The 26,281-nt window shown below is 68.9% G+C and carries 24 protein-coding genes and 1 tRNA gene; 17 read left to right on the top strand and 8 right to left on the bottom strand.

Translation table 11 applies throughout. The features are described from left to right. The first annotated feature begins 34 nt into the window (after nt 1-34). Nucleotides 35-1,150, top strand: a complete 1,116-nt coding sequence (locus IE307_RS13970) for a J domain-containing protein (protein WP_191298284.1) — start codon at nt 35-37, stop codon at nt 1,148-1,150. Between the two features lie 10 nt (nt 1,151-1,160). Here the strand turns inward: IE307_RS13970 and IE307_RS13965 are convergent, their stop codons facing one another. After that, the gene (locus tag IE307_RS13965) at nt 1,161-3,263 is read right to left on the bottom strand and encodes an ATP-binding protein (protein ID WP_191298283.1); all 2,103 of its coding nucleotides are present in this window, start codon (nt 3,261-3,263) and stop codon (nt 1,161-1,163) included. Nucleotides 3,264-3,518: 255 nt separating this feature from the next. Between IE307_RS13965 and IE307_RS13960 the strand changes: the two genes are divergently transcribed. The 8 genes from IE307_RS13960 to IE307_RS13925 all read left to right on the top strand — a co-directional run bounded on the left by IE307_RS13960 (nt 3,519) and on the right by IE307_RS13925 (nt 9,776). After that, complete coding sequence (locus tag IE307_RS13960; protein WP_191298282.1) at nt 3,519-4,085, top strand: HhH-GPD-type base excision DNA repair protein; 567 nt, start codon at nt 3,519-3,521, stop codon at nt 4,083-4,085. A 109-nt stretch (nt 4,086-4,194) separates the two neighbouring features. Continuing rightward, nucleotides 4,195-5,100 (top strand): hypothetical protein, encoded by a 906-nt coding sequence (locus IE307_RS13955; protein WP_229904678.1) that lies wholly within the window; start codon nt 4,195-4,197, stop codon nt 5,098-5,100. Nucleotides 5,101-5,138: 38 nt separating this feature from the next. After that, nucleotides 5,139-6,515, top strand: a complete 1,377-nt coding sequence (locus IE307_RS13950; protein WP_229904677.1) for a serine/threonine-protein kinase — start codon at nt 5,139-5,141, stop codon at nt 6,513-6,515. Nucleotides 6,516-6,627: 112 nt separating this feature from the next. Beyond that, nucleotides 6,628-7,338, top strand: coding sequence for an ABC transporter permease (locus IE307_RS13945; RefSeq protein WP_229904676.1), 711 nt, complete (start codon nt 6,628-6,630; stop codon nt 7,336-7,338). Beyond that, entirely contained in the window at nt 7,331-8,128 is a 798-nt protein-coding gene (locus tag IE307_RS13940) for an ABC transporter permease (RefSeq protein ID WP_191298279.1), read from the top strand. The genes IE307_RS13945 and IE307_RS13940 overlap by 8 nt, the downstream gene beginning before the upstream one ends. Continuing rightward, on the top strand, nt 8,125-9,096 hold the full coding sequence (locus IE307_RS13935) for an ABC transporter ATP-binding protein (RefSeq protein WP_191298278.1): 972 nt from the start codon (nt 8,125-8,127) through the stop codon (nt 9,094-9,096). Before IE307_RS13940 ends, IE307_RS13935 begins: the two co-directional genes overlap by 4 nt. 45 nt (nt 9,097-9,141) lie before the next feature. Next, the gene (locus IE307_RS13930) at nt 9,142-9,489 is read left to right on the top strand and encodes a DUF8711 family protein (protein ID WP_191298277.1); all 348 of its coding nucleotides are present in this window, start codon (nt 9,142-9,144) and stop codon (nt 9,487-9,489) included. Nucleotides 9,490-9,584: 95 nt separating this feature from the next. Next, nucleotides 9,585-9,776: a DUF1918 domain-containing protein gene (locus tag IE307_RS13925; RefSeq protein WP_191298276.1), complete on the top strand. Its 192-nt coding sequence runs from the start codon at nt 9,585-9,587 to the stop codon at nt 9,774-9,776. Here IE307_RS13925 and IE307_RS13920 read toward each other — a convergent pair. Together IE307_RS13920 and IE307_RS13915 are read right to left on the bottom strand one after the other, a co-directional pair. Then, nucleotides 9,773-10,588 (bottom strand): inositol monophosphatase family protein, encoded by an 816-nt coding sequence (locus tag IE307_RS13920; protein ID WP_191298275.1) that lies wholly within the window; start codon nt 10,586-10,588, stop codon nt 9,773-9,775. The genes IE307_RS13925 and IE307_RS13920 overlap by 4 nt on opposite strands. A 24-nt stretch (nt 10,589-10,612) precedes the next feature. Next, entirely contained in the window at nt 10,613-11,593 is a 981-nt protein-coding gene (locus IE307_RS13915; RefSeq protein ID WP_191298274.1) for a malate dehydrogenase, read from the bottom strand. 95 nt (nt 11,594-11,688) lie between these two features. Here IE307_RS13915 and IE307_RS13910 point away from each other — a divergent pair, with 95 nt between their 5' ends. Continuing rightward, nucleotides 11,689-12,288, top strand: a complete 600-nt coding sequence (locus IE307_RS13910) for a pentapeptide repeat-containing protein (protein WP_229904675.1) — start codon at nt 11,689-11,691, stop codon at nt 12,286-12,288. 66 nt (nt 12,289-12,354) lie between these two features. Here IE307_RS13910 and IE307_RS13905 read toward each other — a convergent pair whose 3' ends face one another. After that, on the bottom strand, nt 12,355-15,033 hold the full coding sequence (locus tag IE307_RS13905) for a TNT domain-containing protein (protein ID WP_191298273.1): 2,679 nt from the start codon (nt 15,031-15,033) through the stop codon (nt 12,355-12,357). Between the two features lie 138 nt (nt 15,034-15,171). Here IE307_RS13905 and IE307_RS13900 point away from each other — a divergent pair, with 138 nt between their 5' ends. Genes IE307_RS13900 through IE307_RS13890 form a run of 3 tightly spaced genes read left to right on the top strand, consistent with a single transcriptional unit; the run spans nt 15,172 to nt 17,244 of the window. Further along, nucleotides 15,172-16,092 (top strand): DMT family transporter, encoded by a 921-nt coding sequence (locus IE307_RS13900; RefSeq protein ID WP_191298272.1) that lies wholly within the window; start codon nt 15,172-15,174, stop codon nt 16,090-16,092. After that, nucleotides 16,089-16,937 carry a bifunctional methylenetetrahydrofolate dehydrogenase/methenyltetrahydrofolate cyclohydrolase gene (locus tag IE307_RS13895; protein ID WP_191298271.1) on the top strand — a complete coding sequence of 283 codons (849 nt, stop codon included), beginning with the start codon at nt 16,089-16,091 and terminating at the stop codon, nt 16,935-16,937. The genes IE307_RS13900 and IE307_RS13895 overlap by 4 nt, the downstream gene beginning before the upstream one ends. 13 nt (nt 16,938-16,950) lie before the next feature. Next, nucleotides 16,951-17,244 carry a DUF3017 domain-containing protein gene (locus IE307_RS13890; RefSeq protein ID WP_191298395.1) on the top strand — a complete coding sequence of 98 codons (294 nt, stop codon included), beginning with the start codon at nt 16,951-16,953 and terminating at the stop codon, nt 17,242-17,244. Here the strand turns inward: IE307_RS13890 and IE307_RS13885 are convergent. After that, nucleotides 17,234-17,803: a TetR/AcrR family transcriptional regulator gene (locus IE307_RS13885; protein WP_191298270.1), complete on the bottom strand. Its 570-nt coding sequence runs from the start codon at nt 17,801-17,803 to the stop codon at nt 17,234-17,236. The genes IE307_RS13890 and IE307_RS13885 overlap by 11 nt on opposite strands. 63 nt (nt 17,804-17,866) lie before the next feature. Here IE307_RS13885 and IE307_RS13880 point away from each other — a divergent pair, with 63 nt between their 5' ends. The 3 genes from IE307_RS13880 (at nt 17,867) to IE307_RS13870 (ending at nt 20,813) form a co-directional block, all read left to right on the top strand. Then, entirely contained in the window at nt 17,867-18,439 is a 573-nt protein-coding gene (locus tag IE307_RS13880; RefSeq protein ID WP_229904674.1) for a dihydrofolate reductase family protein, read from the top strand. A 213-nt stretch (nt 18,440-18,652) separates the two neighbouring features. After that, a tRNA-Arg gene (locus IE307_RS13875) sits at nt 18,653-18,724 on the top strand. 163 nt (nt 18,725-18,887) lie between these two features. Continuing rightward, complete coding sequence (locus IE307_RS13870) at nt 18,888-20,813, top strand: DUF8189 domain-containing protein (RefSeq protein WP_191298269.1); 1,926 nt, start codon at nt 18,888-18,890, stop codon at nt 20,811-20,813. A 197-nt stretch (nt 20,814-21,010) separates the two neighbouring features. Here IE307_RS13870 and IE307_RS13865 read toward each other — a convergent pair whose 3' ends face one another. Next, entirely contained in the window at nt 21,011-21,226 is a 216-nt protein-coding gene (locus tag IE307_RS13865) for a DUF397 domain-containing protein (RefSeq protein ID WP_229904673.1), read from the bottom strand. Next, on the bottom strand, nt 21,205-22,068 hold the full coding sequence (locus IE307_RS13860; RefSeq protein WP_191298268.1) for a Scr1 family TA system antitoxin-like transcriptional regulator: 864 nt from the start codon (nt 22,066-22,068) through the stop codon (nt 21,205-21,207). The genes IE307_RS13865 and IE307_RS13860 overlap by 22 nt, the downstream gene beginning before the upstream one ends. A 191-nt stretch (nt 22,069-22,259) precedes the next feature. On the opposite strand from IE307_RS13860, the gene IE307_RS13855 reads away from it, so the two are divergent. Further along, on the top strand, nt 22,260-22,958 hold the full coding sequence (locus tag IE307_RS13855; protein ID WP_191298267.1) for a hypothetical protein: 699 nt from the start codon (nt 22,260-22,262) through the stop codon (nt 22,956-22,958). Between the two features lie 2 nt (nt 22,959-22,960). Here IE307_RS13855 and IE307_RS13850 read toward each other — a convergent pair whose 3' ends face one another. Further along, entirely contained in the window at nt 22,961-26,248 is a 3,288-nt protein-coding gene (locus tag IE307_RS13850) for an error-prone DNA polymerase (protein ID WP_191298266.1), read from the bottom strand. Nucleotides 26,249-26,281: the final 33 nt, after the last annotated feature.

Here is a 26,281-nt window from a genome sequence, read left to right as displayed (position 1 = left end):
AGGTTCACGGACCAACCCCGAACTGGACGGTGTCGTGCCAGGGATCGACTACTACGAGTTGCTCGGTGTGAACCGGGGCGCCAGCGCCTCGGAGATCAAGTCGGCCTACCGCTCTCTAGCCAAGGTCATGCACCCCGACGCGGGTGGGACGTCTGGCGGCTTCCGCCTGCTCCAGGAGGCCTACGAGACGCTGAAGGACCCGGTCCGCCGCGCCGACTACGACCGCCCGGCCGCCGCCGCGCCGACGATCGTCCGGCCGCAGGCACGCCCGCGACCTCGCCGAACAGGCCACACGGGCCGGTTGCGCGACTTCGGCGACGACCCGAACTACATGGCACCGCGCCCCCGCGTCGACCTCGGTTCGATGGAGTGGTGGCACCGCATCGACCTGGGCGCGCGCGTCCGCCACGTGCCCGCCACCGGCCTCGGCCACGCCCCCGCGGCGGCCGCGATCGGCGGGTGGTTCGTCCTGCTCATCCCGTTGACGATGACGCTCTCCCCCCTGCTCCTCGCCGTCTGGCTGCCCCTGATGGCGGGCGCCGGTTACGGGGCGTTCCGACTGGTGCGCCGCTACATGGCGGTCGCGCGGGCCGAACGGGCGTTCGCAGGCGAGTACGACGGGAACACGATTTTCGGCCGTCCGGGTGAAAACAGACGCGAACGGCTGACCGCCGGATTGCTCACGGAATACATGACCCAGCTACCGGGAGTGCGCATCTTCCACGGCCTCGCCTGGCCGGGCTCGGTCTTCACCGACGTCGACCACGCCCTGCTGTGCGGCCGCCGCCTGGTCCTGATCGAGTCGAAGTCGTGGCTCCCCGGCCACTACTACTGCGACGAGGACGGCGAACTCTGGCGCAACGGCCACCCGTTCCGCGGCGGCGGCTCCCAACTGCTCGACAGCGTCGACTACTTCGCCGAGCTCCTCCCGTGGCTGGACATCCGCGGTGCCGTGATCGTCTACCCGAGCCGCGCCGGCGAGGTCACCTGCGACGACGACCTCGACTTCGACGTGCCCCCGATGACGCCGGAACAGTTCGTCGCCGAGATCGGCGACTGGCTGGCCGACGACCCGGCCACCGTCGACCGCGAGGCCCTGCGCGTGCTGGTGCGCCAGGTCGTGTCCGAGGTCCGGGTGGCCGGGGCCTGAGACCGCGCGGTCACAAGTCCGCGAGCAGGTCGAGCCGGCGCATCGCCCGTTCGACGTCCGCGTTCCTGCTTTGCGCGCGGTAGAGCGCCAGCGCGGCACCCCAGCACGACCTCGCCCGAGCGGTCCTGCGCAGCGCGGTGTAGGTCTCACCGAGCTGCGCGAGCGTGTCCGCCTCCGCGTAGCTGTTGCCCAGCTCGCGCCTGATCGTGAGCGCGCTTTCGTGGTAGGCCATGGCACACCCGTGGTCCTCGGCGGCGCCGGCCAGCATGCCGAGCGCGTTGAACGCGGCGGCCTTCCCCGGCGCGTACTCGTGCTCCTGGAACACGACCAGCGCCTTCTCCGCGGACGACCAGGCGAGCGCGTGATCGTCCAGCTTGCCCGCGAACGACCCCACGAGGATCAACGCCCACCCCTCCCGCAGCGACGCCCCCGCCTCCCGGTAGAACCGCAGGGCCTCCTTCGCGTGGCGCAGAGCCTGGTCGACGTCCCCTCTCAGCCCCGCCGCGTGCGCCGAGGCGTGGTTCACCTCCGCCTGCTTGTGCGGATCACCGAGTTCGTCCGCCACGACCAGAGCCCGGCCGAGCTGCCACTGCGCCTCGTCGTGCCGCATCAACCTCGCGTACGCGAAGCCCGACATCTGGTGCACGAGCAGCCTCGGCCGCAGCTCAGCCGTGCCCTGCACGGCGACGGCCGCGGCCCGCCACGCCATCAGGTCGTCGTGCAGGTGCCCCCGCCACCAGTGGTAGGCGTGCAGCGCCCAGGCCAGCTGCCACACGACCTCGCGGTCAGCGACCTGTTGCGCCGCAAGGATGTTCTGGTGCTCCACGTCGAACCACTCGACCGCCTCGTTCTGCGAGGCGAACTCCAGCGGCACGCACCCCGGTGCGGGCGGCCTGAGAGCGACCTCCTGGTTGTCGGGGTCGAGCAGCCGATCACCGCAGGACGCCGTGTGCAGGTAGAAGTCCACCAGCCGGCGCTGCGCGAGGTGCCGCGACTCGTCCTGCAACGCCAGTTCCTCCGCGTACAACGCCACCAGGTCGTGCATGCGGTAGCGCCCCGGCATGTGCTTGTGCACGAGCGAAACCCGTTCCAGGGCACGAAGAACACCGGCCGCCCTGTGCTGCGGCAGGTCCGCGAGACTGGCCACCGCCGCGAGGCTGATGTCGGTGCCGCCGGCGAGACCGAGCCCACGGAAGACCATCGCCTCCTCCGCCGACAACGCCTCGTACGACCACGACAACACCGCGGACAGACTCGTGGCGCCCTCACCGTCGTCGAGCGCGCTCAACCGCGTCGTCGCGTCGACCAACTCGTCGACCAGCACCGCCAGCGGAAACGTCGGGTGGGCGGTCGCCCGGCTCGCGACCAGGCTCAACGCCAGCGGCAACCCCGCACAGCACGCGATCAGGTCGTCGGCGGCCTCCGCCTCCTCCGCCACCCGCCGCGCACCGATGAGCGCGCCCAGCAACTCCCGCGCATCGGCGTCCGGCAACACGTCGACCGTGATCGACCGGGCCCCGTGGTTCCGCACGAGCCCCGCGAGCCGATCCCGGCTCGTCACCATCACCACGCACGTCGGGCTCCCCGGCAGCAACGGCGCCGCCTGCGCCGTGTCCCGCGCGTTGTCGAGCAGGATGAGCATCCGCCTGCCCGCCACCAGACTCCGGTACATCCCGAGCTGCGCCCCGACGTCCACCGGAACGCGATCAGCGGCAATCCCGAAAGCGTCGAGAAACCCGCGCACCGCGGCGTTCAAGGACAGCGGCTGCCCGGTCGCATCCCGTCCGCGCAGATCGACGAACAACTGCCCGTCCGGAAATTGCGCGAGATTCCGATGCGCCCAGTACAGGGCGAGCCACGTCTTGCCGATTCCACCGGATCCGGCCAATGCGGAAACCACCACGGCGGCCCCGTCCCTGACCGCCTCGTCCATCATCCCGGTCAGCAAATCGAGTTCGCGCGCACGCCCGACACAAACGAAAGGCGCAGGTGGCAGCTGCCGCGGCACCGGCACCACCTGCGCCGATCCGTGCAGGTGCACGTCACCCCGAATGGATCCGGCCTGCACGACCGTCCCCTTCACATCCCCATCGACCCTGTTCTCGTCCGTCACGAGATCAAGAGGAAAAGTCCCCTGCCCACAACGAGCCCCCTCGTTCTTTCATCCGAACATGGAATACGAACACCCAATACCCGGCCCCTGACCACAGAGTGGCCCCACGACTCCGCTGGAGATCGCCACTGCGGCATGCGTGCGTTTTTCATCGACGAACGGCGAGCGGACTTCGTTCGGACCGATATGAGTGGCCGAACTTCCCGCCGCGACCACGGCGCGCCCCCACTGGCCGGTCGTGCCAGGATTGCCGCCATGACCCGCACGGTGTGCCTCGCGCAGAACCCCGACGCGGACGCACTCCTCGCGTCGGACATGTTCGCCCTGTTGACCGGAATGCTGCTGGACCAGCAGATTCCCATGGAGAAGGCCTTCTCCGGCCCCAAGGTCCTCGCCGACCGCATGGGCGGCCTGGACGTGCGCCGCATCGCCGAGGCCGACCCCGAGGCCTTCGCCGCGGTCATGGCCACGCCGCCCGCCGTGCACCGGTTCCCCGGCAGCATGGCCAAGCGGGTGCAGGCGCTGTCGCAGTTCGTCGTCGAGAACTACGACGGGGACGTCACGCGGATCTGGGCCGATGGTGACGGGGCCGCGGTGTTCAAGCGGCTCAAGGCGCTGCCCGGGTTCGGGGACCAGAAGGCCAAGATCTTCCTCGCACTTCTGGGCAAACAGTTCGGCGTCGAGCCTCGTGGGTGGCGTGAGGCCGCCGGGCACTACGGGGACGAAGGAAGCCGACGTAGCGTCGCTGACGTGCGCGATCAGCAGTCGTTGCTCGAGGTTCGCGACTTCAAGAAGGCCGCGAAGGCCGCCGCGAAGAAGTAGCCGGACTGTTCGTCGTCTGGTGCACTGGGTATCCGCCGCCAGCTTGAACGGGGTGCAGTAGCGCTCCGTGAGAGAAGGGGCGTTTGCGTTGCGCATCAAGGCGATTGGCGTGTCGACGGTCCTCGCGCTGAGTTTGGCGATCACACCGGCGCAGGCCGCCACCTCGTGGCCCGGTGAGTCCGCCACGAAGTACGCGGACGGGACGAACGTCTTCGGCACGAACCTGAGCGGGGTGTCGTTCGAGAGTCCGGGTGTGGTGTGGGCGGTCAAGAACGGGCCGTCGACGCTGTACCGGCTCGTGCCGAGCGGGAGCACGTGGAAGGTGGACCAGAAGCGGTCGCTCGAGTTCGCGGACGGGCAGGGGGATCCTGACGCCGAAGGGGTTGTGAGCACGCCGGACGGGTTGTTCGTCGCTGTGGAGCGGGACAACGACGACGGGGGCGTCAGTGCGCCGAAGGTCCTCAAGTACGGCACGGGCAGCGCCGCGGTGGCGGAGTGGGAGCTCGGTGGCATGCCCGAGGTCGATCCCAACGACGGGCCCGAGGCCATCTCGTGGGTGCCGGACTCGTTCCTCACCCAGAACGGCTTCAAGGACGACAGCGGCAAGACCTACGTTCCCGCTGACCACCCCGGTCACGGCAGCGGGTTGTTCTTCGTCGGGCTGGAGGCCACCGGTGAGGTGTACGCGTACGCCCTGCAGGGGTCGGGCGCGAAGTTGCTGAGCAGGTTCGCGAGCGGGCAGAGCCAGGTGATGGACCTGGAGTTCGACGGCGGCAAGCTGTGGGCGTTGTGCGACAACCACTGCAACGGGCGTACGACGACGCTGGCCATCAGTGGCGGCAGGTTCAAGGTGACGGCGACGTACAACCGGCCGTCGGGGCTGCCTAACGTCAACCTCGAAGGTTTCGCGATCTCGCCGAGCTGCGTCAACGGCAAGAAGGTCGTCCTCTGGGCGGACGACGACAACACGAGCAGCCACGCTCTCAGGAGCGGCTCACTGAACTGCACGGCCTAGCACCGGGAATGTCGGGGTGCGGAACTAAGCTGCCGCGCGTGACCGCACCCCACATCCCAGGCCTGACCGAACTGAGACCGTTGGGCGCGGGCGGGTTCGCCACCGTCTACACCGCCCACCAGGCCCAACTCGGCCGGGACGTCGCCGTCAAGATCGACAACCGCGTGCTCGTGGACGAGCGCGACCGGCGGCGGTTCCTGCGCGAGGCGCGGGCGGCGGCCAAGCTGTCGGGGCATCCGCACGTCGTCGGGGTGCACGACGCGAACATCACGCAGCAGGGCACGCCCTACATCGTCATGGAGCTGTGCACGGGCGGGTCGCTCGCCGACCAGCTCGACGCGCGAGGTCCGTTGCACCACGAGCAGGTGCGCGACCTCGGCATCAAGCTCGCGGACGCGCTGGCCGCGGCGCACCAGGAAGGCGTGCTGCACCGAGACATCAAGCCCGGCAACATCCTCGTCGACCGCTACGGCACGCCGAAGCTCGCCGACTTCGGGCTCGCGGCGCTGCTCGACGCGCAGGGCGGCAGCACGGTCACGCGTGACGCCCTGAGCCCCAGCTACGCGCCGCCCGAGGCGTTCGCGATGGCCGAGCCCTCGCCGCAGGCCGACGTCTACTCGCTGGCCGCCACGCTCTACACGTTGCTCGCCGGCAAGCCTCCGCGGCCGGTGCCGTGGCCCATCACGTCGTTCGACCAGCTCGGCGAGATCCTGCGCCGGCCCGTGGCCGCGGTGCCGGGGGTGCCGGCCGCGATGCACGAGGCGTTGGCACGGGCGCTGCACCCGGACGCGAACCTGCGGACGCCGAGCGCCGCGCAGCTGCGGGACGAGCTGATCGACCCGATGCGGTCGCCCACCGTGCCGGTCCCTCCCCCGCCCAAGAGCAAGAAGTGGCCGCTGGTCGCCGGTGCGGCCGGAGTCGTCGTGATCGTCGCTGGCCTGCTCACCTGGAACCTCCTCGACAAGGACAAGGCCGTGGCCCAGGGCCCGGGAGCGCAGACGACGCAGACGCAGCCCGGTGGCGCCGAGGACGTCCCGCCCTACCTCAAGAAGTGCGACAGCGGCTTCTGCATCGACAAGTCGACCTGCTTCCGCGGCATCACCAACATCGGCGGCATGCCCGCCGTCTCGCGGAAGGTCGGCAGCTGCGCCGACCTGCACTACTGGGAGGCGTTCGCGGGCGGCTGGCTCTCCGGCGAGATCCCGGCGGTCGACTCCGACGAGCTGATGGCCTCGCCCGAGCTGAAGGACGTCTGCACCGCCGCGGTGATGAAGGCGAACTCGCGGCCGACCGTCGACACCACGGGCTGGGAGATGACGGCCGTCGGGTTCAAGGACGGCACGCGCAACTACTTCCTCTGCCTGGGCTCCCAGCCGGAGGCGGGAGAGGTCGTCACCAGCGCGTTCGGCAGCTGAGAAAATCCACTTGCGACGGTCACTAATGTAGATCGACGTGCGTGTTCACGCCGATTTGATCATTGCTGGATTCCGAAGGTACTCGACCTACCGACAAGCGATGCTGGCCGGAATGACCGCGAACGTGGTCTTCGGCCTGCTGCGGGTCGCCATCCTCGCCGCCGCGCTCAAGGCGGCGAACGGCGAGATCGCGGACTACGACATCGCTGCCACCAACACGTACGTCTGGATCGGGCAGGGGCTGCTCGGGTTCGTCCTGTTGTGGGGGACCAACGAGCTCGCCGAGCGCGTGCGATCCGGTGACGTGGTAGTAGACCTCTACCGGCCGTGGCACCTGCAGAGCGCGATGCTCGCGCAGGACGTGGGGCGCGGCGGGTTCGCGTTCCTGACCAGGCTCGCGCCGCCGATGGTGTTCGGCATGCTGCTGTTCCCGTTCCAGTTCCCGCCGAGCCCCGTGCGGTGGCCGCTGTTCCTGGTCAGCGCGGTCGTCGCGCTGGTCGTCAGCTTCGCCTGCCGGTTCCTGATCGACGCCAGCGCGTTCTGGCTGCTCGACAACCGGGGGCTGTACGGGTTCTGGAACGTCACGTCCGGCCTGCTGTGCGGCCTCACCGTGCCGGTCTCGTTCTTCCCCGAGTGGGCTCGTGACGTGCTGTGGATGACCCCGTTCCCCGCGTTGATGCAGGCGCCGATCGACATCTTCCTCGGGCACGGAGATCCGCTGCGAATCCTTCTGTACCAGGTGTTCTGGGCTGTGGCGTTGCTCCTGGCCGGTCACCTGGTGTTGCGGCGCGCGGTGCGCAAGGTGGTGGTCCAGGGTGGCTGACACGATCTACCCGAGGCTCATCGGCGCGCGGCTGCGGAGCCAGATGTCCTACCGCGCGTCCTTCGCGCTCGACCTCCTCACGCAGGTGCTGGCGCAGTGGGTCGAGCTGGTCGTCATCCTCGTGCTGTTCAGCCACGTCAACGCCCTCGGCGGGTTCAGCAAGGACGAGGTGCTGCTGATGTACGCGTTCGCGGGCATCGCGTTCGGCATCGCCGACCTCTTCGCCGGGCAGCTCGACAACCTGCCGACCTACATCCGCGCCGGCACGTTCGACGTGCTGCTGATGCGGCCGCTCGGCACTCTGCCGCAGATCATGGTGTCGGACGTCCGCCTGCGCAGGCTAGGGCGCATCGTCGGCGCGCTCGCCGTGATGGTCTACGCGCTGGCGCACGTCAGCATCGCCTGGACACCGGCGAAGGTCGCGCTGACCATCGCCACGCCGCTGGCCGGCGCGGTCATCTTCAGCTCGATCTGGGTCGTGACGTGCTCGGTGTGCTTCTGGATCGTGGAGGGCCGCGAGTTCGCCAACGCCTTCACCTACGGCAGCGGCGCCTTCACCTCGTACCCGGTCAACGTCTACTCCGCCCCGCTGCGCTGGCTGATGGCGTTCATAGTGCCGGGGGCGTTCGTCGCGTACTACCCGAGCCTCGCGCTGCTCGGGGAGCAAGACCCGCTCGGCCTTCCCGGCTGGGTCGGCTGGACATCACCGCTCGTCGCGGTACTGGCGGCGGTCGTCGCCGGGTTCGTGTGGCGCTTCGCGGTCAGGCACTACCGGGGAACGGGATCATGATCGAGGTCAGGGAGCTCCGCAGGGAGTTCAAGGTCGCCACGTCCAAAGGCCTGCGGCGCAACTACAAGACCGTCACGGCGGTCGACGGCGTCACGTTCGACGTGCGGGCCGGTGAAGCCGTCGGGTACGTCGGGCCGAACGGCGCCGGCAAGTCCACGACGATCAAGATGCTGACCGGGATCCTGGTGCCGACCAGCGGCCACCTCGTGGTGGGCGGCGTGGACCCGTCGAAGCAGCGGCGCGACCTCGCGAGGCGCATCGGTGTCGTGTTCGGGCAGCGCAGCCAGCTCTGGTGGGACCTGCCGCTCAAGGACAGCTTCGACCTGCTCAGGTCCATCTACCGGGTCTCGGCGCAGGACTACCGGGCCCGCCTCGACGAGTGCGTCGAACTCCTCGGCCTGCAGGAGACGCTGCTCACCCCGGTGCGGCAGCTCTCGCTGGGGCAGCGGATGCGCGGCGAGATCACCGCGGCTCTGCTGCACGCCCCGGAGCTGCTGGTGCTGGACGAGCCGACGATCGGCCTGGACCTGGAGTCCAAGGAGCGCCTCAGGGAGTTCCTGGCGGACATCAACACCAGGCGCGGCACGACGCTGCTGCTCACCACGCACGACCTGGACGACATCGAGCGCCTCTGCCCGCGGCTGATGGTGATCGACCACGGCCGGGTGCTCGCCGACGGCCCGCTGGACGAGCTGCGGGCGGAGGTCACCCCGGACCGCGAGCTCGTCATCGACCTCCGGGAACCCGGACCGGCTCCGGACGTCCCTGGAGTGACGGCGGTGCGCAGCGAGGCCAACGGGCTGCGGCACCACCTCACGTTCAGGAGAGCGGAGACGACGGCGGCGCAGTTGATCACCCGCGTGGTGCGGCAGGTCGAGGTCCACGACCTCGCCGTCGTGGAGCCGGAAATCGACGACGTCATCCGCAAGCTCTACCAACGGCAACTGGATCAAGACGTTCGTCGGTAGAGTTGTCAGCAACAGAACCGGACACATCGGGCAGAAGGAGCGCGAATGCGCGTTATTGGACCGCTTGCCGCCGCTGTCATCGCGCTGGGCAGCTTGACGGCGTGCGACACGATCCAGGGCGTCAGCAACACCGCGGACAAGGTGAAGCTGTGTGCCGACGCGATCTCGCTGGTGGGCTTCTCACCGGACATGAGCGACCCGCAGAAGGCGCTGGAGGACACCCAGGCCAAGGCGAAGGAGCTCGAGACCCTCGCGAACTCCGCGCCGGACGAGCAGGTGAAGAAGGCTCTCGAGGAAGCGGCCAACGGCATGCAGAACGTCGGTTCCGCGGCGGACTGGGTGACCCAGAAGGCCGACCTCGTCGCGAAGGTCTCCGCCGCCTGCGGTGGATGAGCACTTGAGCCCTGTTGCGCGCCTCCGGTGACGGCTTAGGCTTTAGCGCGTCAATCGCGCAGGCCTCACGCCGCACACCGGAGGTGTTGCAGCCCATGCAAGCAACAGTGGGTGACAGGCTCCACGTCCACAGCCGCTCCATCGGTCTCGAGGAGCGGCTGGGCGAAATCCTCGAAGTGCGCGGGAACGACGGACATCCGCCGTACCTCGTCCGCTTCAACGACGGGCACGAAGGTCTGGTGTTTCCCGGACCCGACTGCGTCGTCGAGTCGCGGGGCACTGTCTAGCCCTGCAGCACGGTCGCGATCAGCTCCTCGGCAAGCTGGGGAGTCGCTGCCGCCACGCCCGACCACCGGTGGGTCAGGTCGGGTTCGAACGTGAACGGCCGCCCGTGCAGGTCGACCAGCACCCCGCCCGCGGCGGGGACGGTGACCAGCGCCGTCGCGAGGTCCATGATCCGGTGCGTGTCGCTCCCTGGATCGATGAACGCGTCGACCGTGCCCTCCGCCACGAGCATGGTCTCCAGGCAGGTCGTGCAGAGCACGCGGATGCGGTCGGCCTTGTTCGCGATGCGCAGCCACGCGTCCTGAGTGCCGGTCTTGGGTCGCATCAGGCACACGGACGCGCCCTTGAGCGTCGTGCGTCCGGTGGTGCGGAACGTCGTCGGCACTCCTGCGTGCGCATGCCACGCACGGCCCGTGTCGAACCACGTGGTCAGAGCTTCTTTCGCCGTGCCGTCTTCCACGAGTGCACCGGCGAAGCACGATAGGGGGACGCCGAACGCGGCGTTCGCGGACCCGTCGACCGGGTCGATGACGAGGGTGATCGAGGATCCGTTGTCGACGAACCCGGCTTCCTCGGAGAGCAGGTTCACGCGATTGCGGTGGATCGACTCCAGGATCGCGTCCTCGACGATGCGGTCGACGCGCATCGTCGGTGTTCCGTCGGCGCCGTCCGCGACTTCTTCGCGGAGTTCGAGGCGCGTGTGCAGAGTTCGGGCACGCCCGTACGCCGCTGACGCTGCACGGGCGGCGTCAGCGAGCGCGGGGTGCACGTCATCAGAGAGCTGTGGCGCGGGGACGTCCCAGGGAATCAGCACGTCCCCAACACTGCCACGGGGAACTCAGATCAGGCCGAGGCCCTTGACCGCGTCGCGCTCCTCGACGAGCTCTGCGACCGAGGCGTCGATGCGGGCGCGCGAGAACTCGTCGATCTCCAGGCCCTGGATGATCTCGTACGAACCACCCGAGGTGCGGACGGGGAACGACGAGATGATGCCCTCGGGCACGCCGTACGAACCGTCGGACGGGATGGCCATCGAGGTCCACTCGGTGCCGTTGACCCAGTCGTAGACGTGGTCGATGGCGGCGTTGGCGGCCGAGGCGGCCGAAGACGCGCCACGGGCCTCGATGATCGCCGCACCGCGCTTCGCGACGGTCGGGATGAAGTCGTTCTCGAGCCACGCCTGGTCGTTCACGGCCTCGGCGGCGGTCTTGTCGCCCACCTTGGCGTGGAACAGGTCCGGGTACTGGGTGGCCGAGTGGTTGCCCCAGATCGTCATGTTCTGGATGTCGGTGACCGCGACGCCCAGCTTCTTGGCGAGCTGCGACAGGGCGCGGTTGTGGTCCAGGCGCGTCATCGCGGTGAAGCGCTCGCGCGGGACGTCCGGCGCGTGCTGCTGGGCGATGAGGGCGTTGGTGTTGGCCGGGTTGCCGACCACGAGGACCTTCACGTCGTCAGCGGCGCCGGCGTTGATCGCCTCGCCCTGAGGCTTGAAGATGCCGCCGTTGGCCTCGAGCAGGTCGCCGCGCTCCATGCCCTTGGTGCGGGGGCGGGCGCCGACGAGCAGGGCCACGTTCACGCCGTCGAACGCGGTCTTCGCGTCGTCGGTGATCGTGATGCCCTTGAGCAGCGGGAAGGCGCAGTCGTCGAGCTCCATCGCGGTGCCCTCGGCGGCCTTCAGCGCCGGGGTGATCTCCAGCAGCCGCAGGTTGACCGGGGTGTCCGGGCCGAGCAGGTGACCGGAAGCGATGCGGAAGAGCAGTGCGTAGCCGATCTGGCCGGCTGCACCGGTGACAGTGACGTTCACGGGCGTGCGGGTCATGAGCCTTCCCGAATGACGATCGTCCTCGTTGACGTCGGGCAGGTCGCCCGGCGTCCCGCACGTTACCAACCCGGCGACTCTGCAAGAGTGTGAGAGTGGACAACCTGCTCGAAGAGGTTCATGAGGACTACTCGGACGCCAACCTGCACGGACAGCACTGGGAGAAGCGGTCTTTCACCGACTGCGACTTCACCGAGGCCGATCTCCGCGAACTCGTCACGACGGGGTGCACGTTCACCCGGTGCGACTTCACCCGGACGGACCTCGGCGAGTCGAAGCACCAGGCGACGGCGTTCCGGCAGTGCACCTTCGACCGCACCGTGCTGACCCGGTCGGCGTTCAACTCCTGCAGCCTGATGGGGTCGAACTTCGTCGACTGCGTGCTGCGGCCCGTCACCTTCACCGAGGTGGACTTCACCCTCGCGTCGTTCGTGCGCGCGCCGCTGTACGACCTGAAGCTCGGCGGTCAGCGGTTCCGCGAGACGAACCTGAGCGAAGCCGACCTGCGCAACACCGACCTCAGCGGCGCCGACCTGATGGGCGCGCGGCTGCTGGACGCGAAGCTCGAGGGCGCGGACCTGCGCGGGGCGAAGGTGGACGCGAACGGGCTCCGGCAGGCCAAGCTCGCCGGCGCCCTGATCGACGTCGAGCAGGCGGTCGCCTTCGCGGCCGCCTACGGACTCGTCGTCAGCTGATCCCGCAACAGGCAACGGCCCCGCACCCCTCTCACGGGGGCCGCGGGGCCGTTGCCCTGTCACGAGCTAGTTGTCAGATGATCCCGTGATCTCCACCAGGACGCCGTCCGCGACCATCTCCTCGACCGCCTTCGGCAGCAGGTAGGCGGTGCCGCCGCCCGGCTGCTCGAACCACGGCACGGCCACGCCGGTCAGCACCTCGAGCGGGCGGCGCAACCGGTACACGCGGTACGGGCGGTTGATCCACGACGGCACGAGGCTGCGTTCCGGGAACGGCGTGCCCGCCACGTAGACGAGGTTGCCGGTCTGGTCGCCGTAGCGGTCGATCTCGGTGCCCGCCGGCAGCTCGAACATCTGCTTGTGGCGGAACAACGTCAGCGGCGGCTCGCCCGCGAGCGGCGAGATCGGGAACTTCCGCTTCGACGGCTCCTCCTGCGCCACGGCGGCGGCGACCGGCGACGGGGCCGGTGCCTGCTGCGGTGCGGGTGGTGGCGGTGGCGGAACGGCCTGCACCTGCGTCGGGGCCGCGGCCTGCGGTTGCGGCATCGGCGCCGGCGGGGCCTGCTGGGGCATCTGCGGGCGCGGCGGCGGAACGGGACGGCGAGGCTCCTCGCGGAAGCCGTTCGTCATCGGCCGCTGGGGCGCCCGCGGCGGGATCGTGCGGAAGTTGCCCAGCACCAGCCTGCCAACCAGGTACGCCGACGCGTCCTCGACCTTGTCGAACCTCACCGGGTTCTTCGGGCCGTGGTCGAACCAGCTGACCTCCCAGCTGTCGCCGTCGAGGCGCAGCGTCCAGGTGCGGTCGGCGGGCTCGCCGCCGATGCGGAACACGCCGTGCGGCACGTTCAGGTCGTCCAGCGCGCGGCGGGTGCCCGCCAGCTCGCGGTCCTCCTCCGGCGTGACCTGCCGCGGCGGCTTGACCGGTTCCGGCTCGGGCTCGGGTTCCGGCTCCGGTTCGGGCTCGGGTTCGCTGAACAGCGCCGCGTCGAACTGGGTGGTCTCCTCGGAGCGCGTCGGCGCAGGCGCGGAGACGACGGGAGCCGCGGGGGCGACCGGCAGGACCTCCGGCTCGGGTTCGAAGTGCGAGTCGAGCTGCGACTCGAACCGGCTGTCGAACTCCTCGTCGAACTTGGTCGCCTCGAACGACGTCGTCGACTCGATCTCCTCTTCGGCGAGATCGGGCTCGTCGTCGGTCACCGCGACGACCGGGTGCTCCTCGGTGACCTCGGCCGGGCTCTCCAGCGGCTCGTCGAGGACCGGGCTCCACGCCATCGTGTCCTGCATGGCGTCGCGCGGGCGTTCCTCGGTCTCGGCCTCGATGTGGTCGGTGAGCTCGGACTCGTGCTGGTGCGTGAGGAGCACGGGCTCGTCCGGCCCCGCGGTGGGGATCTCGGGTTCCTCGGGAACGTCCACGTCCTGACGTTCGTCCTCGGGAACCGTTTCGTTCGGTTCCGCGGCGACGGGCTCGGGAACGACCTCCGCGACCGGCTCCGGCTCCTCCACGAGGTCGCTCGGGTGCGGGGCGAAGAGGTCCATGCCCGCGCCGTACGTGTCGCGAAGGGTCCTCTCGTCCACCGTGGCGGGCACGCCGTCGGAGTCGAAGACGACCCGGTAGGGAGGGCCGTCCACGCCCAGCGGCGGTGAGGCCACCGCGATCGTCTCCCCGAGGTCGGGTTCCGGCCTGACCTGCGGCTGCTCGGCGGTGACCTCGACGGCGCGCTGCTCGGGGTAGAGCGGCTCGAAGTCGTACTCCTCCTCCGGCTCCTCGTCCGCGTCGAACTCGGAGCCCTCGAACTTGGACGCCTCGAACTTGGCGGGCTCCGGCTTCGGCGCGTCGAACTTCGGGGCCGTGACGAACTGCGTCTCGTCGGCCCCAGCGGGTTCGGGCTCGGGCTCCGGTTCGGGCTCGACCGGGACCGGCACCACGGTGCCGGGAGGCGCGGCGGGCGCGCCCAGGTTCGCGGCGGCGCCGAGCCTCGACTCCTCGGAGACCTCGGGCAGGGCGAACCCGGCGGCACGCGCGCGTTCAACCAGCTCGGGCTCGGGCGGCACGCCGTACTTGCGCAGGTAGTACGCGACTCCGGCGGGCCAGATCCACACGCCGTCCGTCTGGAACCCGGACGGCACGACCGGCGGCGCGTCCGGGTGCAGCACGTCGTTGTCGAAGCCGCGCCCGGCCACGGCGACCGGCGCGTTCGACAGGTACGTGAGCAGCGGCGCGACCTCGGGCTCCGGCACCGGCGGCCGGTTGACCGACGGACGACCGTTCGGTCCGGCGCCGTCGAACACGCGGACCGTCCGGAACACCGGCGTCGGCGGGTTCAGCCTGCGGCGCAGCCAGTCCGGGACGTTCTCCTCGGCACGCGGGAAGAACCGCATCTCGTCGACGTACGCCTGCTGCGGAGGCGGCGTCTGCCAGCTCGGCTCCGCGCGGTCGAAGTCGAGGTTGTAGCTGGAGGGGTGGTCGAGCTGGTACCGGGCGTTGGTCCAGCTGCCACGGCCTTCGCGGTGCATGCCGGCGCGCAGCCGCGCGAAGAGCGAGGCCACCTCCTGCGGCGCCTGCCACGCCCGCTTGCTGCCGTCCTGCAGCCGGAGCTCGGCCTCCAGTTCGAAGTACCGGCCGGTGGCGCGGTACTGGGCGATCACGCTTCGCCAGTCCTCTGGTGCGGCCCGCATCAGAGTCAGGCCGATCTGCTTAACCAGAGCGTCCTGCTCGGTAGGGTTCAACGGCTTCGGCTCGGACACGCCAACATCTTCCCCCGCAACTCGCCGGATCGCACACGTCCCCCGCCACTGCGCCGAACGGTGGAGGCCCGACCATAACGCGGTCGACGTGCAAGGTTAAAGCTGATCAAGAACACTTTTGGCGCGGGTGGAGGACATGTGGCGCGGTCCACGCAGGTGACCGGCGGTCTGCTGGCCGCGGCGGGCGGAGTGGCGATCGCGGTGCAGGCGCGCGTCAACGGATCGCTCGCGCAGTCGCTCGGCAACGGGCTGCTGGCGGCGTTGATCTCCTTCGCCGGAGGGTGGTTCGTGCTGCTCGCGGTCGTCCTGGCGCGACAGTCCGGGCGGGACGGCCTCCTGCGGCTGCGGGACGCGCTGCGCCACCGCCGCATCCGGTGGTGGGAGTGCGTCGGAGGCGTCAGCGGCGCGGTGCTCGTGGGCTCGCAGGGGCTCGCGGTCGCGACCATAGGTGTGGCGGTGTTCACGGTCGCGGTCGTGATCGGACAGGTCGTGAGCAGCATGGTCATGGACAACCTCGGGGTCGGGCCCGGTGAGCCGAAGCCGATTACAAAGACACGTGTCGTCGGAGCGGCCGTCGGCGTTATCGCCGTCACGATCGCCGTGTCGCACCAGTTCACGTCGCCGGGCGCGCTGTGGCTCGCGGTGCTGCCGCTCGTCGCGGGCCTGCTGATGGGCTGGCAGCAGGCGGTGAACGGGCTGGTGCGCGAGGCCGCGGCGAACTCGATGGCGACGATCCTGGTGAACTTCAGCGTGGGCACGGTGGCGTTGCTGCTGGTCAACGCCGTGACGTGGAGCGGTGTGCCCGGCGCGTTCCCGTCGGACTGGTGGCTCTACCTGGGCGGGTTGCTGGGCATCGTCGGGGTCGGCGGCGCGATCACGTCCGTGCGGTTCATCGGCGTGTTGATGGTGGGGCTGTGCGGCGTGTCGGGGCAGCTCATCGGGGCCGTGCTGCTCGACGTGGTGAGCGGGCACCTGGCGTTGCCGACGGCGATCGGCGTGGCGCTGACGCTGGTGTCGGTGGGCGTCGCCGCGCTGCCCAGTGGGAGGATGAGGGCGTGACTGCGACGCTGCTCAACGGCAACGAAACCCGGAACGCGCTGTTCGAGGACCTCAAGGCGCGGGTCGCCGCGCTGCCCGGCTCGGTCGGTCTGGCCACCGTGCTGGTCGGCGACGACCCCGGCTCGCACTCGTACGTCAAGGGCAAGCACCGCGCGTGCGAGAAGGTCGGCATCGCCTCGATCCGCCGAGACCTGCCCGAGTCGACCACGCAGGAGGAGCTCGAGGCCGTCATCGACGAGCTGAACGCGAACCCCGAGGTCACCGCGTACATCGTCCAGCTGCCACTGCCGAAGCACCTGAACGCGAACGCGATCCTGGAGCGCATCGACCCGGCCAAGGACGGCGACGGCCTGCACCCCGTCAACCTCGGCAAGCTCGTGCTCGGCGAGGACGCGGCGCTGCCCGCGACCCCGCGCGGCATCGTGGAGCTGCTGCGCCGCTACGACGTGCCGATCGCGGGCGCGAACGTCACCGTCGTCGGCCGCGGCGTCACCGTGGGCCGCCCGATCGGCCTGCTGCTGACCCGCCGTTCCGAGAACGCCACCGTGACGCTGTGCCACACCGGCACCAAGGACCTCGCGGCCGAGGTGCGCCGCGCGGACATCGTGATCGCGGGCGCCGGCAGCCCCGGCCTGATCACCGCGGACATGGTCAAGCCCGGCGCGGCCGTGGTCGACGTCGGCATCACCCGCACCGAGGCGGGCCTCGTCGGCGACGTGGCCCCCGAGGTGCGCGAGGTCGCGGGCTGGCTCGCCCCGATCCCCGGTGGCGCCGGCCCGATGACCGTCGCGATGCTGCTGACCAACACCGTCGAAGCCGCCGAGCGCGCCCGTGCAGCGGTCTGACGCGCAGGCGCTCATGGGCGAACAGCGCTGGCGTTCCGGTCCCGGCAAGCACCTGCCGTTCGCGCTGGTGCTCGGGGTCGGCGCGCTCGGCCTGGTGCGGATCTTCCAGTACCACTGGCGGCAGGGCGCCGTGCTGCTCGGCGTGTCGTTGCTGGTCGCGGCCGTGCTGCGGATCCTCGTGACCGACGAGCAGGCGGGCCTGATCAAGATCCGCGGGCGCGGCATGGACGCGTTCCTGTACTCGACGCTGGGCGTCGTGGTGATCGCCGTCGCCCTGACGATCACCGGCGGGCCCCTCAGCCGATAGCGCGGTCGACCATGACCTCGACGAGCTCGTCGAGGTCCATGGGCGCGACCACGTCCGGCAGCGTGAGCCGTTCGTAGATCAGCCCCGTCATCGCGAAGTAGAGCGAGATGACGGTCATGCGGTCGCCCGGCAGCTTCGAGTCCTCGTTGAACGCGACGTTGTCCTCGATGTTGCCAGCGATCGTCCTCGTGAGCGCCGCACGGATCTCCGGCCTTCTCGTGGCCTCCAGGCGCAGCTCCATCATGGCGAGGTAGCAGGCCTTGTCCGCGTCCGCGCGCTTGATGATGTCGTGCATGAACTTCACCGTCAGCGACCTGTCGCGCGGCAGCGACAGCGACTGCGCGACGGACTCGTCCGACGGCATCAGCCGGTCGTGCACCCGCGTCATCACCGACGACATCAGCTCGTCGCGGTTCGCGAAGTAGTTCGACGCCGTGCCCGCGGGCACCTCCGCCTTCGCGTCGATCGCGCGGTAGGTCAGCCCCCGCGCGCCCTCCTCCGCCAGGACGTCGATCGCCGCGTCCAGCAGAGCGGTTCGCCGTGCCTCGTTCCGGACCACATTTCCTCCTTGACAACCACTACAGTCATAGTACTACAGTTGTCGTGGTTAAGAGCTGAGGGGATGATCGTTTTGCGAAAGCTCGTGTACTACGTGGCCGTCACGCTCGACGGGTTCATCGCGGCCGAGGACGGGACCTTCGACGGGTTCGTCTTCGAGGGCGACCACATGGCCGGCATCAACGCGCACTACCCGGAGACGCTGCCCACCCAGATGCGCGAGCCGTTCGGGCTGGCGGACGCGCCGAACCAGCACTTCGACACCGTGCTGATGGGCCGCCACACCTACCAGGTCCCCGGCGGCCTGGCCTCGCCGTACGCGCACCTGCGCCAGTTCGTCGTGTCCACGCAGGTGACCGGTACGCCGTCCGACGTCGAGGTGATCCGCGAGGACGTCACCGGGCGGGCGCGGGCGCTGAAGGAGGAGGACGGCCTCGACATCTGGCTGTGCGGCGGCGGCAAACTGGCGGCCGAACTGCTGCCCGAGATCGACGCGCTGTTGCTCAAGATCCACCCGGTGGTGTTCGGCCGCGGCATTCCGCTGTTCGACGGGAAGGCCGACATCAGGAAGTTCCGGCGCACCGACGCACGGTTGTTCGAGAGCGGAGTTTCGTTCATGACCTATGAGCGCAATTAAATGATTGACGGCGGCCCGGCCCGCCGCAATACTTGTGCCACACACCGAGCCGAAAGGGGAACGCGATGACCAGCACGCAGCAGCTCCGACCGTCGTCGCGACCGTTCGCGCAGGTGAGCTCCTTGTAGTGGCATATTGTCAGGCCACTCCGGGGAGCCGCCCGTCGGGAAACCGATCAGGGCGGCTCTCTTTGTTTGCTGTGCATTTTTATTCGCCCTTGTAGCTCAATGGAGAGAGTGCGGCACTACGAACGCCGAGATTCAGGTTCGACTCCTGGCAGGGGCACTCGCGGATGCGAGGGAGACGGCAACCCACCTCATTTGGGATGAGGACACACCGCGTTCGACTCGCGGGCATCCGACCAGACAACACCACCCCGGTGTGCAACTTCCCCCGGTGTCGCGCGTCCTGTGGTCAGCTTCACCAAACGGAATCTGGGGGGATTCTCATGACCTGCATCAGCCGTCGCACAGTCCTGGTCGCAGGCGCGACCGCCGCTGCCGCGACCGCCATCTCGAACACCGGCATCGCCTTCGCCGCCGCACCGCAGAACCTGCCCACCGCGGGCAGCTTCGTGAACATCATCGCGCACACGGACGACGACCTGCTGTTCATCAACCCGGACATCCAGCCGTCCGTCCTCTCCGGACTGCCGGTGCGGACGATCGTCCTGACAGCGGACCAGAACGAGGGCCACGGAAGCCTGACCCGTGAAGACCTGTGCGCCAGCGTGCAGGAGGGCCAGCGTTCCGCCTACGCGAAGCTCGCCGGCAAGCCGAACAACTGGACCCGCGGCACCAAAGAGGTCGCGACCATGGTCCTCGAGGTCGACACCCTCGTCGGCGCCCCGAACGTGCAACTGCTCTACCTCGACCTGCCCGACGGCGGCGACAGCCTCCCCGACCACAAAGACGCGCTCAAGAAGCTCTGGGAGGACCCCAACCACGTCGCCCCGGTCATCAGGCCGACGGGCGGCCCCGTCCAGGTCCAGCAGTGGTACAACCAGGCCGACCTGAACAACGTGCTGCTCGCGTTGCTCGAGGAGTTCCAGCCGACGACGATCCGCACCCAGGACCCGTCACCGAACAACGGCTTCCCGGGCCAGATCGAGGAGCACGACGACCACGTCCACGCGGCCAGGTTCGCAACGAAGGCCGTCAAGGCCTACGAGGGCACCAACGACCGCGGCTTCGTGCTCCTCACGCGATACCGCTGCTACAACATCACCGCGTCACCCGTGAACGTGCCGCCCGCCCTGGCCGGACCGAAGTCCGAGGCCTACCAGGCCTACGCCGAACACGACCCGGTCACCGGCGGCACCTTCGACCAGCACGTGTTCCACAACTACCACCGCTGGCCCGTGTCGGTTCCTTGGTCCATTGTGGACGGTAGCGGCACACTGCACGCGTTCGTCGCCGCCGGCGACTCGATCATGTGGTGGCACCAGGCCGTGAACGGCGCCTGGACCGGCCCGGTCCTGCTGCGCGCCGGCACGTTCGCACCGGGCGTCGCCGTGGCGCTCAACGGCTCCGGCCTCGTGCACATCGCCGTCCTGGACCTCGACACCGGCTCGATCCTCGTCGCGGGTCAGTCCTCACCGGGCAGCGGCTTCGACACCTGGACCGACGTGGGCAACCCGGACGGCGCCTCATCCGCCCTCGGCACCCCGAGCCTCGTGCTCAACGGCGACGGTGGCCTCGAGTTGCTGGCGGCCAACCAGGCCAACGGCGTCAGCAACGCCTGGCAGAACCCCGACGGCACGTTCAGCGGCTGGATCTCGTTGTCCGGCAACACGGGCATGGTCGTGTCCCCGCCTGTCGGTTTCACCTCGCCGACTGGGCGCCTGCACCTGTTCGCCGACGCCAACGGCGCGGTGAACCACTGGGAGCAGAACCAGGGCGGGTCGCTCACCTACAAGTCCATCGGTGCGGTCGAGTGCACGCATGCGCCTGCTGTGGCGGTGGACGGGGGCAAGGTTCGACTGCTCGTCCGGGAGCACACCGACGGGGTGATGGGGACGGTTGCTGAGCTGACGGCCAATGGCACGTTCAGCCCGTTGGCTCACATTGGTGGGCAGGGTGGTGTTGGGCCGGTTTCGGCGGTTTCTGCCGGTACTGGTTCGCAGGCTCGGGTGTTGGTGTTTGCGCGCAATGACGGGTATGGGATCAGCTTGGCGCGGCAGACTTCCGGCGATGCCTTCGCGCCTTGGGAGGATCTTGGCGGGTATGCGGAGATCGGGCCTGCTGCTGTGCGTGACGCCATGGGGTTGGTTCGGGTGCTTGTGGTTGGGCCGGACGCGAAGTTGTACGAGCGCAAGCAGACGGCGGTCGGTGCTGCGGGCGCGTTCGGCGCCTGGCAGGTCTGCGGCAGCTAGTGACAGTGCCGGCCGGGCACGCTCGTGCCCGGCCGGTCGACGGTCGCAGGTGCTCGGGATTCCTCCCGTCGCCCGCGATACCGCACCGGACTGAGAAGGATTGGCCGAGCACGTTGTGCAACGGTCTTGGAAGAGTGGTCAATGCGAGAGCGGTGCGGGTTCGATCCTGACGAGGGACGACGATCGCAGCAGAGCGTTCAGCAGATCTGTTCCAAAAAGGAGTTCCAAGCAGCTGTAGAGACGCTCATGACGGGTTGGTCGGCGCGTCGGTCCTTGCTGTCGCGAACCATGACACCGCGGACGCCGACGTTGACCTCGACACAACTTCCAGAAGCGTTGGAGTAGCTGCTCGTGAGCCATTCCCGAGGCGACGTCGAGGCTACCTCGCCGATCAATCCAGTTCCTTGATGCACTGACGAATTATGGCCAACGACTTCAGCGGGCTCAGAGTGCGCTCCATAGCACCGTCGTAGGTGCTGCTGATCTCGGCTACTCGCACCAGGTCAGACGTGATGTCCCTGGTCGTGACGGTTTCCTGGAACAGCACGACCGGCAGCCTGTCTTCGGGAAAGTGGAGCAGGTGGATGGTTGCCGCTCCGAACAGCCCGCACGCAGTCGCGGTGAAGGGAACGATTCGGACTTCGAGTCCGGTCTGGTTCTCCTCGATGCTTCGCGCCAGGTGCTCCAGCTGACGACGCAGTACAGCAGGTCCACCGATCTGCTGGCGAAGCGCCGCCTCGCTGATGATGGCGACCACTCGTAGCGGTGCCTCCCCGGTGAGTCGCTGCTGACGCCGAACGCGGACTTCAACGCGCTGGTTGACATCGATCAACCGGATTGTGTCATCAGGCTCCATGATGGCCCTGGCGTACTCCTCCGTCTGGAGCATGCCAGGAATGATCAGGCTTTCGTAGTACCGGATGGTCTCGGCTCCGGCCTCCAAACCGATCAACCGCTGAAGATCGTTGTCGAGCAGGTTCCCGTACCGCGTCCACCAGCCACGTTCCTTGGCAGCCACGCGCAGATCGAGCAGTCTCTGCCGCACACCCACGTCGAACTCGAGCAGGTCCAAGACCGCGATCAAGTTCTCCTCGGAGAGGAGCTTGCGCTCGTTCTCGACCGCAGACCAGTAGTTCCGCGTGAAACCGAGCGCGTCTGTGATGGTCTTGACGTCCACGTTCTTCAGCTCGCGTTGCTCCCGCAGCCGGAACGCGAGCTCCCATCCCGCTACGACGGGTGACGCCGGCTTCGGCATGATCTCCCCCTTCGGCGGCACCTACTCAGGTGAATCGCCCAGGTATATCACGCGGTAGACCAAACCGAATACATCTTAGGTTACGGTAACCGCACAATCACGAGGTTGCCCTGGCGGAGGCGCGAACCATCGCCTTATCGTCGGCATGAGGTCGCAGTCCGCTGCCACCCGTAGGTGTAAGGGGAGAGGCTATGACGAGCGGGCCCTTACCCGAGTCGGTGCACCTCCGGGGGAACAGCGACCTGCTCGTCGAGGCCGGCGACGAACGCCTGCTGCTGAACACAGCGCACTGCACGATCGTCGCCGCCGACATCGCGGGGTTCGGGCAGCATCACCGGAACAACACCAACCAGGTGCGGATCCGGCACGGCATGTACAAGGCAATGCACTCCGCGTTCGACACCGCCGGCATCCCCTGGTCGTCGAGCCGCCGCGAGGACCGAGGAGATGGCGTGCTCGTGCTCGCTTCTGCGGACGTGCGCAAGAGACTGTTCGCCGATTTTCTCCCGAACGCGCTAGTCGAAGCCCTAACGGCACACAACCGGCTCCACCCTCCGCAGGAGCGAATACGACTGCGGCTCGCCCTGCACGCCGGCGAGGTCAACTACGACCAGCACGGCGTGACCGGATCCGCGATCAACCACACCTTCCGCATCCTCGACTCTGACGTCGTAAGAAGCACCCTCGCGAACTCCTCGGCGGTCCTGGCGATCATCAGCTCCGCGTGGTTCTTCGACGAGGTCGTCTGGCACAGCGAACTCAGCCTCGCCAAGGCGTACCGCCAGGTGGACGTGTCGAACAAGGAGACGAAGGCCCAGGCCTGGGTACGTCTGCTCCGACCACCGGTTGCGAGGCGCGTGCACACGCCGCGCAACGACAGGAGCGCGTGAGATCAGCGGAAGTCCCGTGACTTCGACGGGATCCGCAGGTCCAGGTGCTGCAACCGGTCCGCCAGCACGCTGACCACCCCGTCCGCCGACTCCACCACGCCCCGCACGAGCATCGCGCCGCTGCTCCGCGCCACCCGCCGGTACCTCGCCCACAACCCCGGCGAGCACACGACGTTCACCATCCCCGTCTCGTCCTCGATGTTGAGGAACGTGACCCCGCCCGCCGTTGCGGGGCGCTGCCGGTGTGTGACCGCGCCGCCGATCAGCACTCGCGTGCCGGGCTCGACGTCTCCCAGCGCGGTCACCGGCAACGCACCCACGGAGTCCAATGTGGACCTCACGAACTGGGTCGGGAAGCTGTCCGGGGAGAGGCCTGTGGCCCAGACGTCCGCGACGGCCAGTTCGACGTCGTCCATGCCGGGTAGTGCGGGGGCGTCTACGCCGACGACGGTGCCGGGCAGGCGGTCGGAGCGGATGGCGGCCACCGCGCCTGCTGCCCAGAGGGCCTCGCGGCGTTCGAGGCCGAAGCAGGAGAAGGTGCCTGCTGTGGCGAGGGCTTCTACCTGGGTGGCGGTGAGTTGTACTCGGGTGCCGAAGTCCTCCATGTCGCGGAACGGTTGGGCGGCAACGATCTTTTCGGCATCCGCCTCACCGATGCCGCGGACGGCGGACAGGCCGATTCGGACGGATTGCTCGCCCTCGAAGGGTTCCAGGCCTGCCCAGGGAAGTGATTTGTTCACGCACGGGCCGTGCACCGTCACGCCGTGGCGGCGGGCGTCGATGACCAGTGACTGCGGTGAGTAGAAGCCCATCGGCTGGGCTCGGAGCAGGGCCGCGCAGAAGGCTGCCGGGTGGTAGAGCTTGAACCACGCGCTCACGAAGACCAGGTGCGCGAAGGACAGGGCGTGGGATTCCGGGAAGCCGAAGTTGGCGAACGCCAGCAGTTTCGCGTAGATGCGGCCGGCCAGTTCGGAGTCGATGCCCTGGGCCGCGCAGCCCTCGTAGAAGCGGTCGCGGAGGCGTTCCATGCGGGCGGTCGAGCGTTTGGCGCCCATGGCGCGGCGCAGTTCGTCGGCTTCGGCTGCGGTGAAGCCGGCCACGTCGACCGCTATCTGCATGAGCTGTTCCTGGAACAGCGGTACGCCGTAGGTCTTCTTGAGGGCGTTCTCGAGTAGTGGGTGGTCGTAGTCCCATTTCTCGACCTCGTTGCGGCGCCTGATGTACGGGTGCACCGAGCCGCCCTGGATGGGGCCCGGCCTGATCAGGGCCACCTCGACGACCAGGTCGTAGAACTCGCGGGGTTTCAGGCGCGGCAGCGTCGCCATCTGGGCGCGGCTCTCCACCTGGAAGACGCCGACGGAGTCGGCTTTTTGCAGCATCTCGTACACGGCGGGGTCGGCGAGGTCCACCGTTCCCATGTCCACCAGGACGCCCTCGTGGTCGCGGACCAGGTCGATGGCGTAGTGCAGTGCGGAGAGCATGCCGAGGCCGAGGAGGTCGAACTTCACCAGGCCGATGGACGCGCAGTCGTCCTTGTCCCACTGCAGGACCGTGCGCTTGTCCATGCGCGCCTTCTCCACCGGGCACACCTCGCTGACGGCGCGGTCGCAGATCACCATGCCGCCGGAGTGGATGCCGAGGTGGCGCGGGAAGTTCTCCAGCTGTGCGGACAGTTCCAGCACGTCGCGGGGGATGTCGCAGTCGTCGGTGGTGGTGCCGAGCGGGCCCCACCTGTCGATCTGCTTGCTCCACGCGTCCTGCTGGCCCGGTGAGTGGCCGAGTGCGCGGGCCATGTCGCGCACCGCGGAACGGGCGCGGTAGGTGATGACGTTCGCCACCTGCGCCGCGTGCCGGCGGCCGTACTTCGAGTAGACGTGCTGGATGACCTCCTCGCGCCGGTCGGACTCGATGTCCACGTCGATGTCGGGAGGGCCGTCGCGGGCGGGGGCGAGGAAGCGTTCGAAGAGCAGGTCGAAGCGGACGGCGTCGACGTTGGTGATGCCGAGCGCGAAGCACACCGCGGAGTTCGCGGCGCTGCCCCTGCCCTGGCAGAGGATGTCGTTGCGCTTGCAGAAGTCCACGATGTCGTGCACGACGAGGAAGTAGCCCGGGAAGCCGAGCTGCTCGATGATCTTCAGCTCGTGCTCGATCTGCCGGTACGCCTTCTCGCTGCCGTCGGGGTACCGGCGGCGGGCACCGGTGTAGGTGAGCTCGCGCAGCCAGGTGATCTCGGTGTGGCCCTCCGGCACGTCGAACGGCGGCAGCTTCGGCGCGACCAGCCGCAGGTCGAACGCCAGCTGCATGCCGAGCAACGCGGCGTTGTGCACGGCGCCGGGGAAGCGGCGGAACCGGTGGAACATCTCCTCGCCGCTGCGCAGGAACGCGGCGGGTGACGGCGGCAGCCAGCCGGCCATGTCGTCGAGGCTGCTCCGCGCGCGCACGGCGGCCATCGCGGCGGCGAGCCTGCCGCGGTTCGGGGTCGCGTAGTGCGCGGCATTCGTTGCCACTACGGGAAGTTGGAGCCTCTGCGCCATCGCGTTGAGGATGTCGTTGCGCCTGCTGTCCTCGGGCAGGCCGTGATCGGTCAGCTCGACGTAGACGCGGCCCTTGCCGAACATGTCGGTGAGCCTGACGATCTCCTCGAACGCCGCCTCCGGGCCTTCCCTCGTCAACGCCCTGCGGACGGTTCCCTTGCGGCAGCCCGTGAGCACGACGACGTCGCCCTTGGTGTCGGCGACGATCTGGTCGACGTCGTAGACGGGTTTGCCCTTCTCCGCTCCCTCCTCGAGGTGGCCGGTGGTGAGCGTGCGGCACAGGGCGTGGTAGCCGGGTTGCTGGCGCGCGAGGAGGAGCAGGTGGTCGCCCTCGGGATCCGGTTCACCGTTGGCGGGCCTGGTCAGGCCGATGCTCAGCTCGGCGCCGAACACCGTGTGCATGCCCAGTTCCTTGGCCGCCTCGGCGAAGCGGACCACGCCGTACATGCCGTCGTGGTCGGTGATCGCGATGGCGTCGAGCTTGAGCCGTTGCGCCTCCTCGACCAGCTCCTCGGGGTGGCTCGCGCCGTCGAGCCAGCTGAAGTTGGAGTGGCAGTGCAGCTCCGCGTACGGCACGCGCTTGCGGGTGACCGCCATCTCGTCCGCGCGCAGCTGGAAACCCGGCGGGGCGGTGTACCGGTCGCGGCGCCACGACCACGCCGGGCTGTCGCCGCCGTCGGGTTTCTGCTTCGCGGGTTTGCCGGAGAGCGCGCGTTCCAGCTCCCCCCAGCGGACGGGCGGGTTATTCCAGCCCATCAGGTTCCTTGCGCGGCAACGGGATCAAGGTCT

Source organism: Lentzea cavernae (assembly GCF_014653695.1).
Classification (GTDB): domain Bacteria; phylum Actinomycetota; class Actinomycetes; order Mycobacteriales; family Pseudonocardiaceae; genus Lentzea; species Lentzea cavernae.
The sequence above is the reverse complement of the archived record's forward strand: the minus strand, read 5'-3'. Positions and strand labels throughout refer to the sequence as shown.

What these genes read in the sequence shown, in the direction of transcription:
- IE307_RS13890 (WP_191298395.1), top strand. Translation starts at nt 16,951, where the DNA reads ATGGGCGAACAGCGCTGGCGTTCCGGTCCCGGCAAGCACCTGCCGTTC.
- IE307_RS13960 (WP_191298282.1), top strand. Translation starts at nt 3,519, where the DNA reads ATGACCCGCACGGTGTGCCTCGCGCAGAACCCCGACGCGGACGCACTC.
- IE307_RS13850 (WP_191298266.1), bottom strand. Translation starts at nt 26,248, where the DNA reads ATGGGCTGGAATAACCCGCCCGTCCGCTGGGGGGAGCTGGAACGCGCG.
- IE307_RS13925 (WP_191298276.1), top strand. Translation starts at nt 9,585, where the DNA reads ATGCAAGCAACAGTGGGTGACAGGCTCCACGTCCACAGCCGCTCCATC.
- IE307_RS13870 (WP_191298269.1), top strand. Translation starts at nt 18,888, where the DNA reads ATGACCTGCATCAGCCGTCGCACAGTCCTGGTCGCAGGCGCGACCGCC.
- IE307_RS13855 (WP_191298267.1), top strand. Translation starts at nt 22,260, where the DNA reads ATGACGAGCGGGCCCTTACCCGAGTCGGTGCACCTCCGGGGGAACAGC.
- IE307_RS13880 (WP_229904674.1), top strand. Translation starts at nt 17,867, where the DNA reads ATGATCGTTTTGCGAAAGCTCGTGTACTACGTGGCCGTCACGCTCGAC.
- IE307_RS13860 (WP_191298268.1), bottom strand. Translation starts at nt 22,068, where the DNA reads ATGCCGAAGCCGGCGTCACCCGTCGTAGCGGGATGGGAGCTCGCGTTC.
- IE307_RS13935 (WP_191298278.1), top strand. Translation starts at nt 8,125, where the DNA reads ATGATCGAGGTCAGGGAGCTCCGCAGGGAGTTCAAGGTCGCCACGTCC.
- IE307_RS13915 (WP_191298274.1), bottom strand. Translation starts at nt 11,593, where the DNA reads ATGACCCGCACGCCCGTGAACGTCACTGTCACCGGTGCAGCCGGCCAG.
- IE307_RS13930 (WP_191298277.1), top strand. Translation starts at nt 9,142, where the DNA reads ATGCGCGTTATTGGACCGCTTGCCGCCGCTGTCATCGCGCTGGGCAGC.
- IE307_RS13945 (WP_229904676.1), top strand. Translation starts at nt 6,628, where the DNA reads ATGACCGCGAACGTGGTCTTCGGCCTGCTGCGGGTCGCCATCCTCGCC.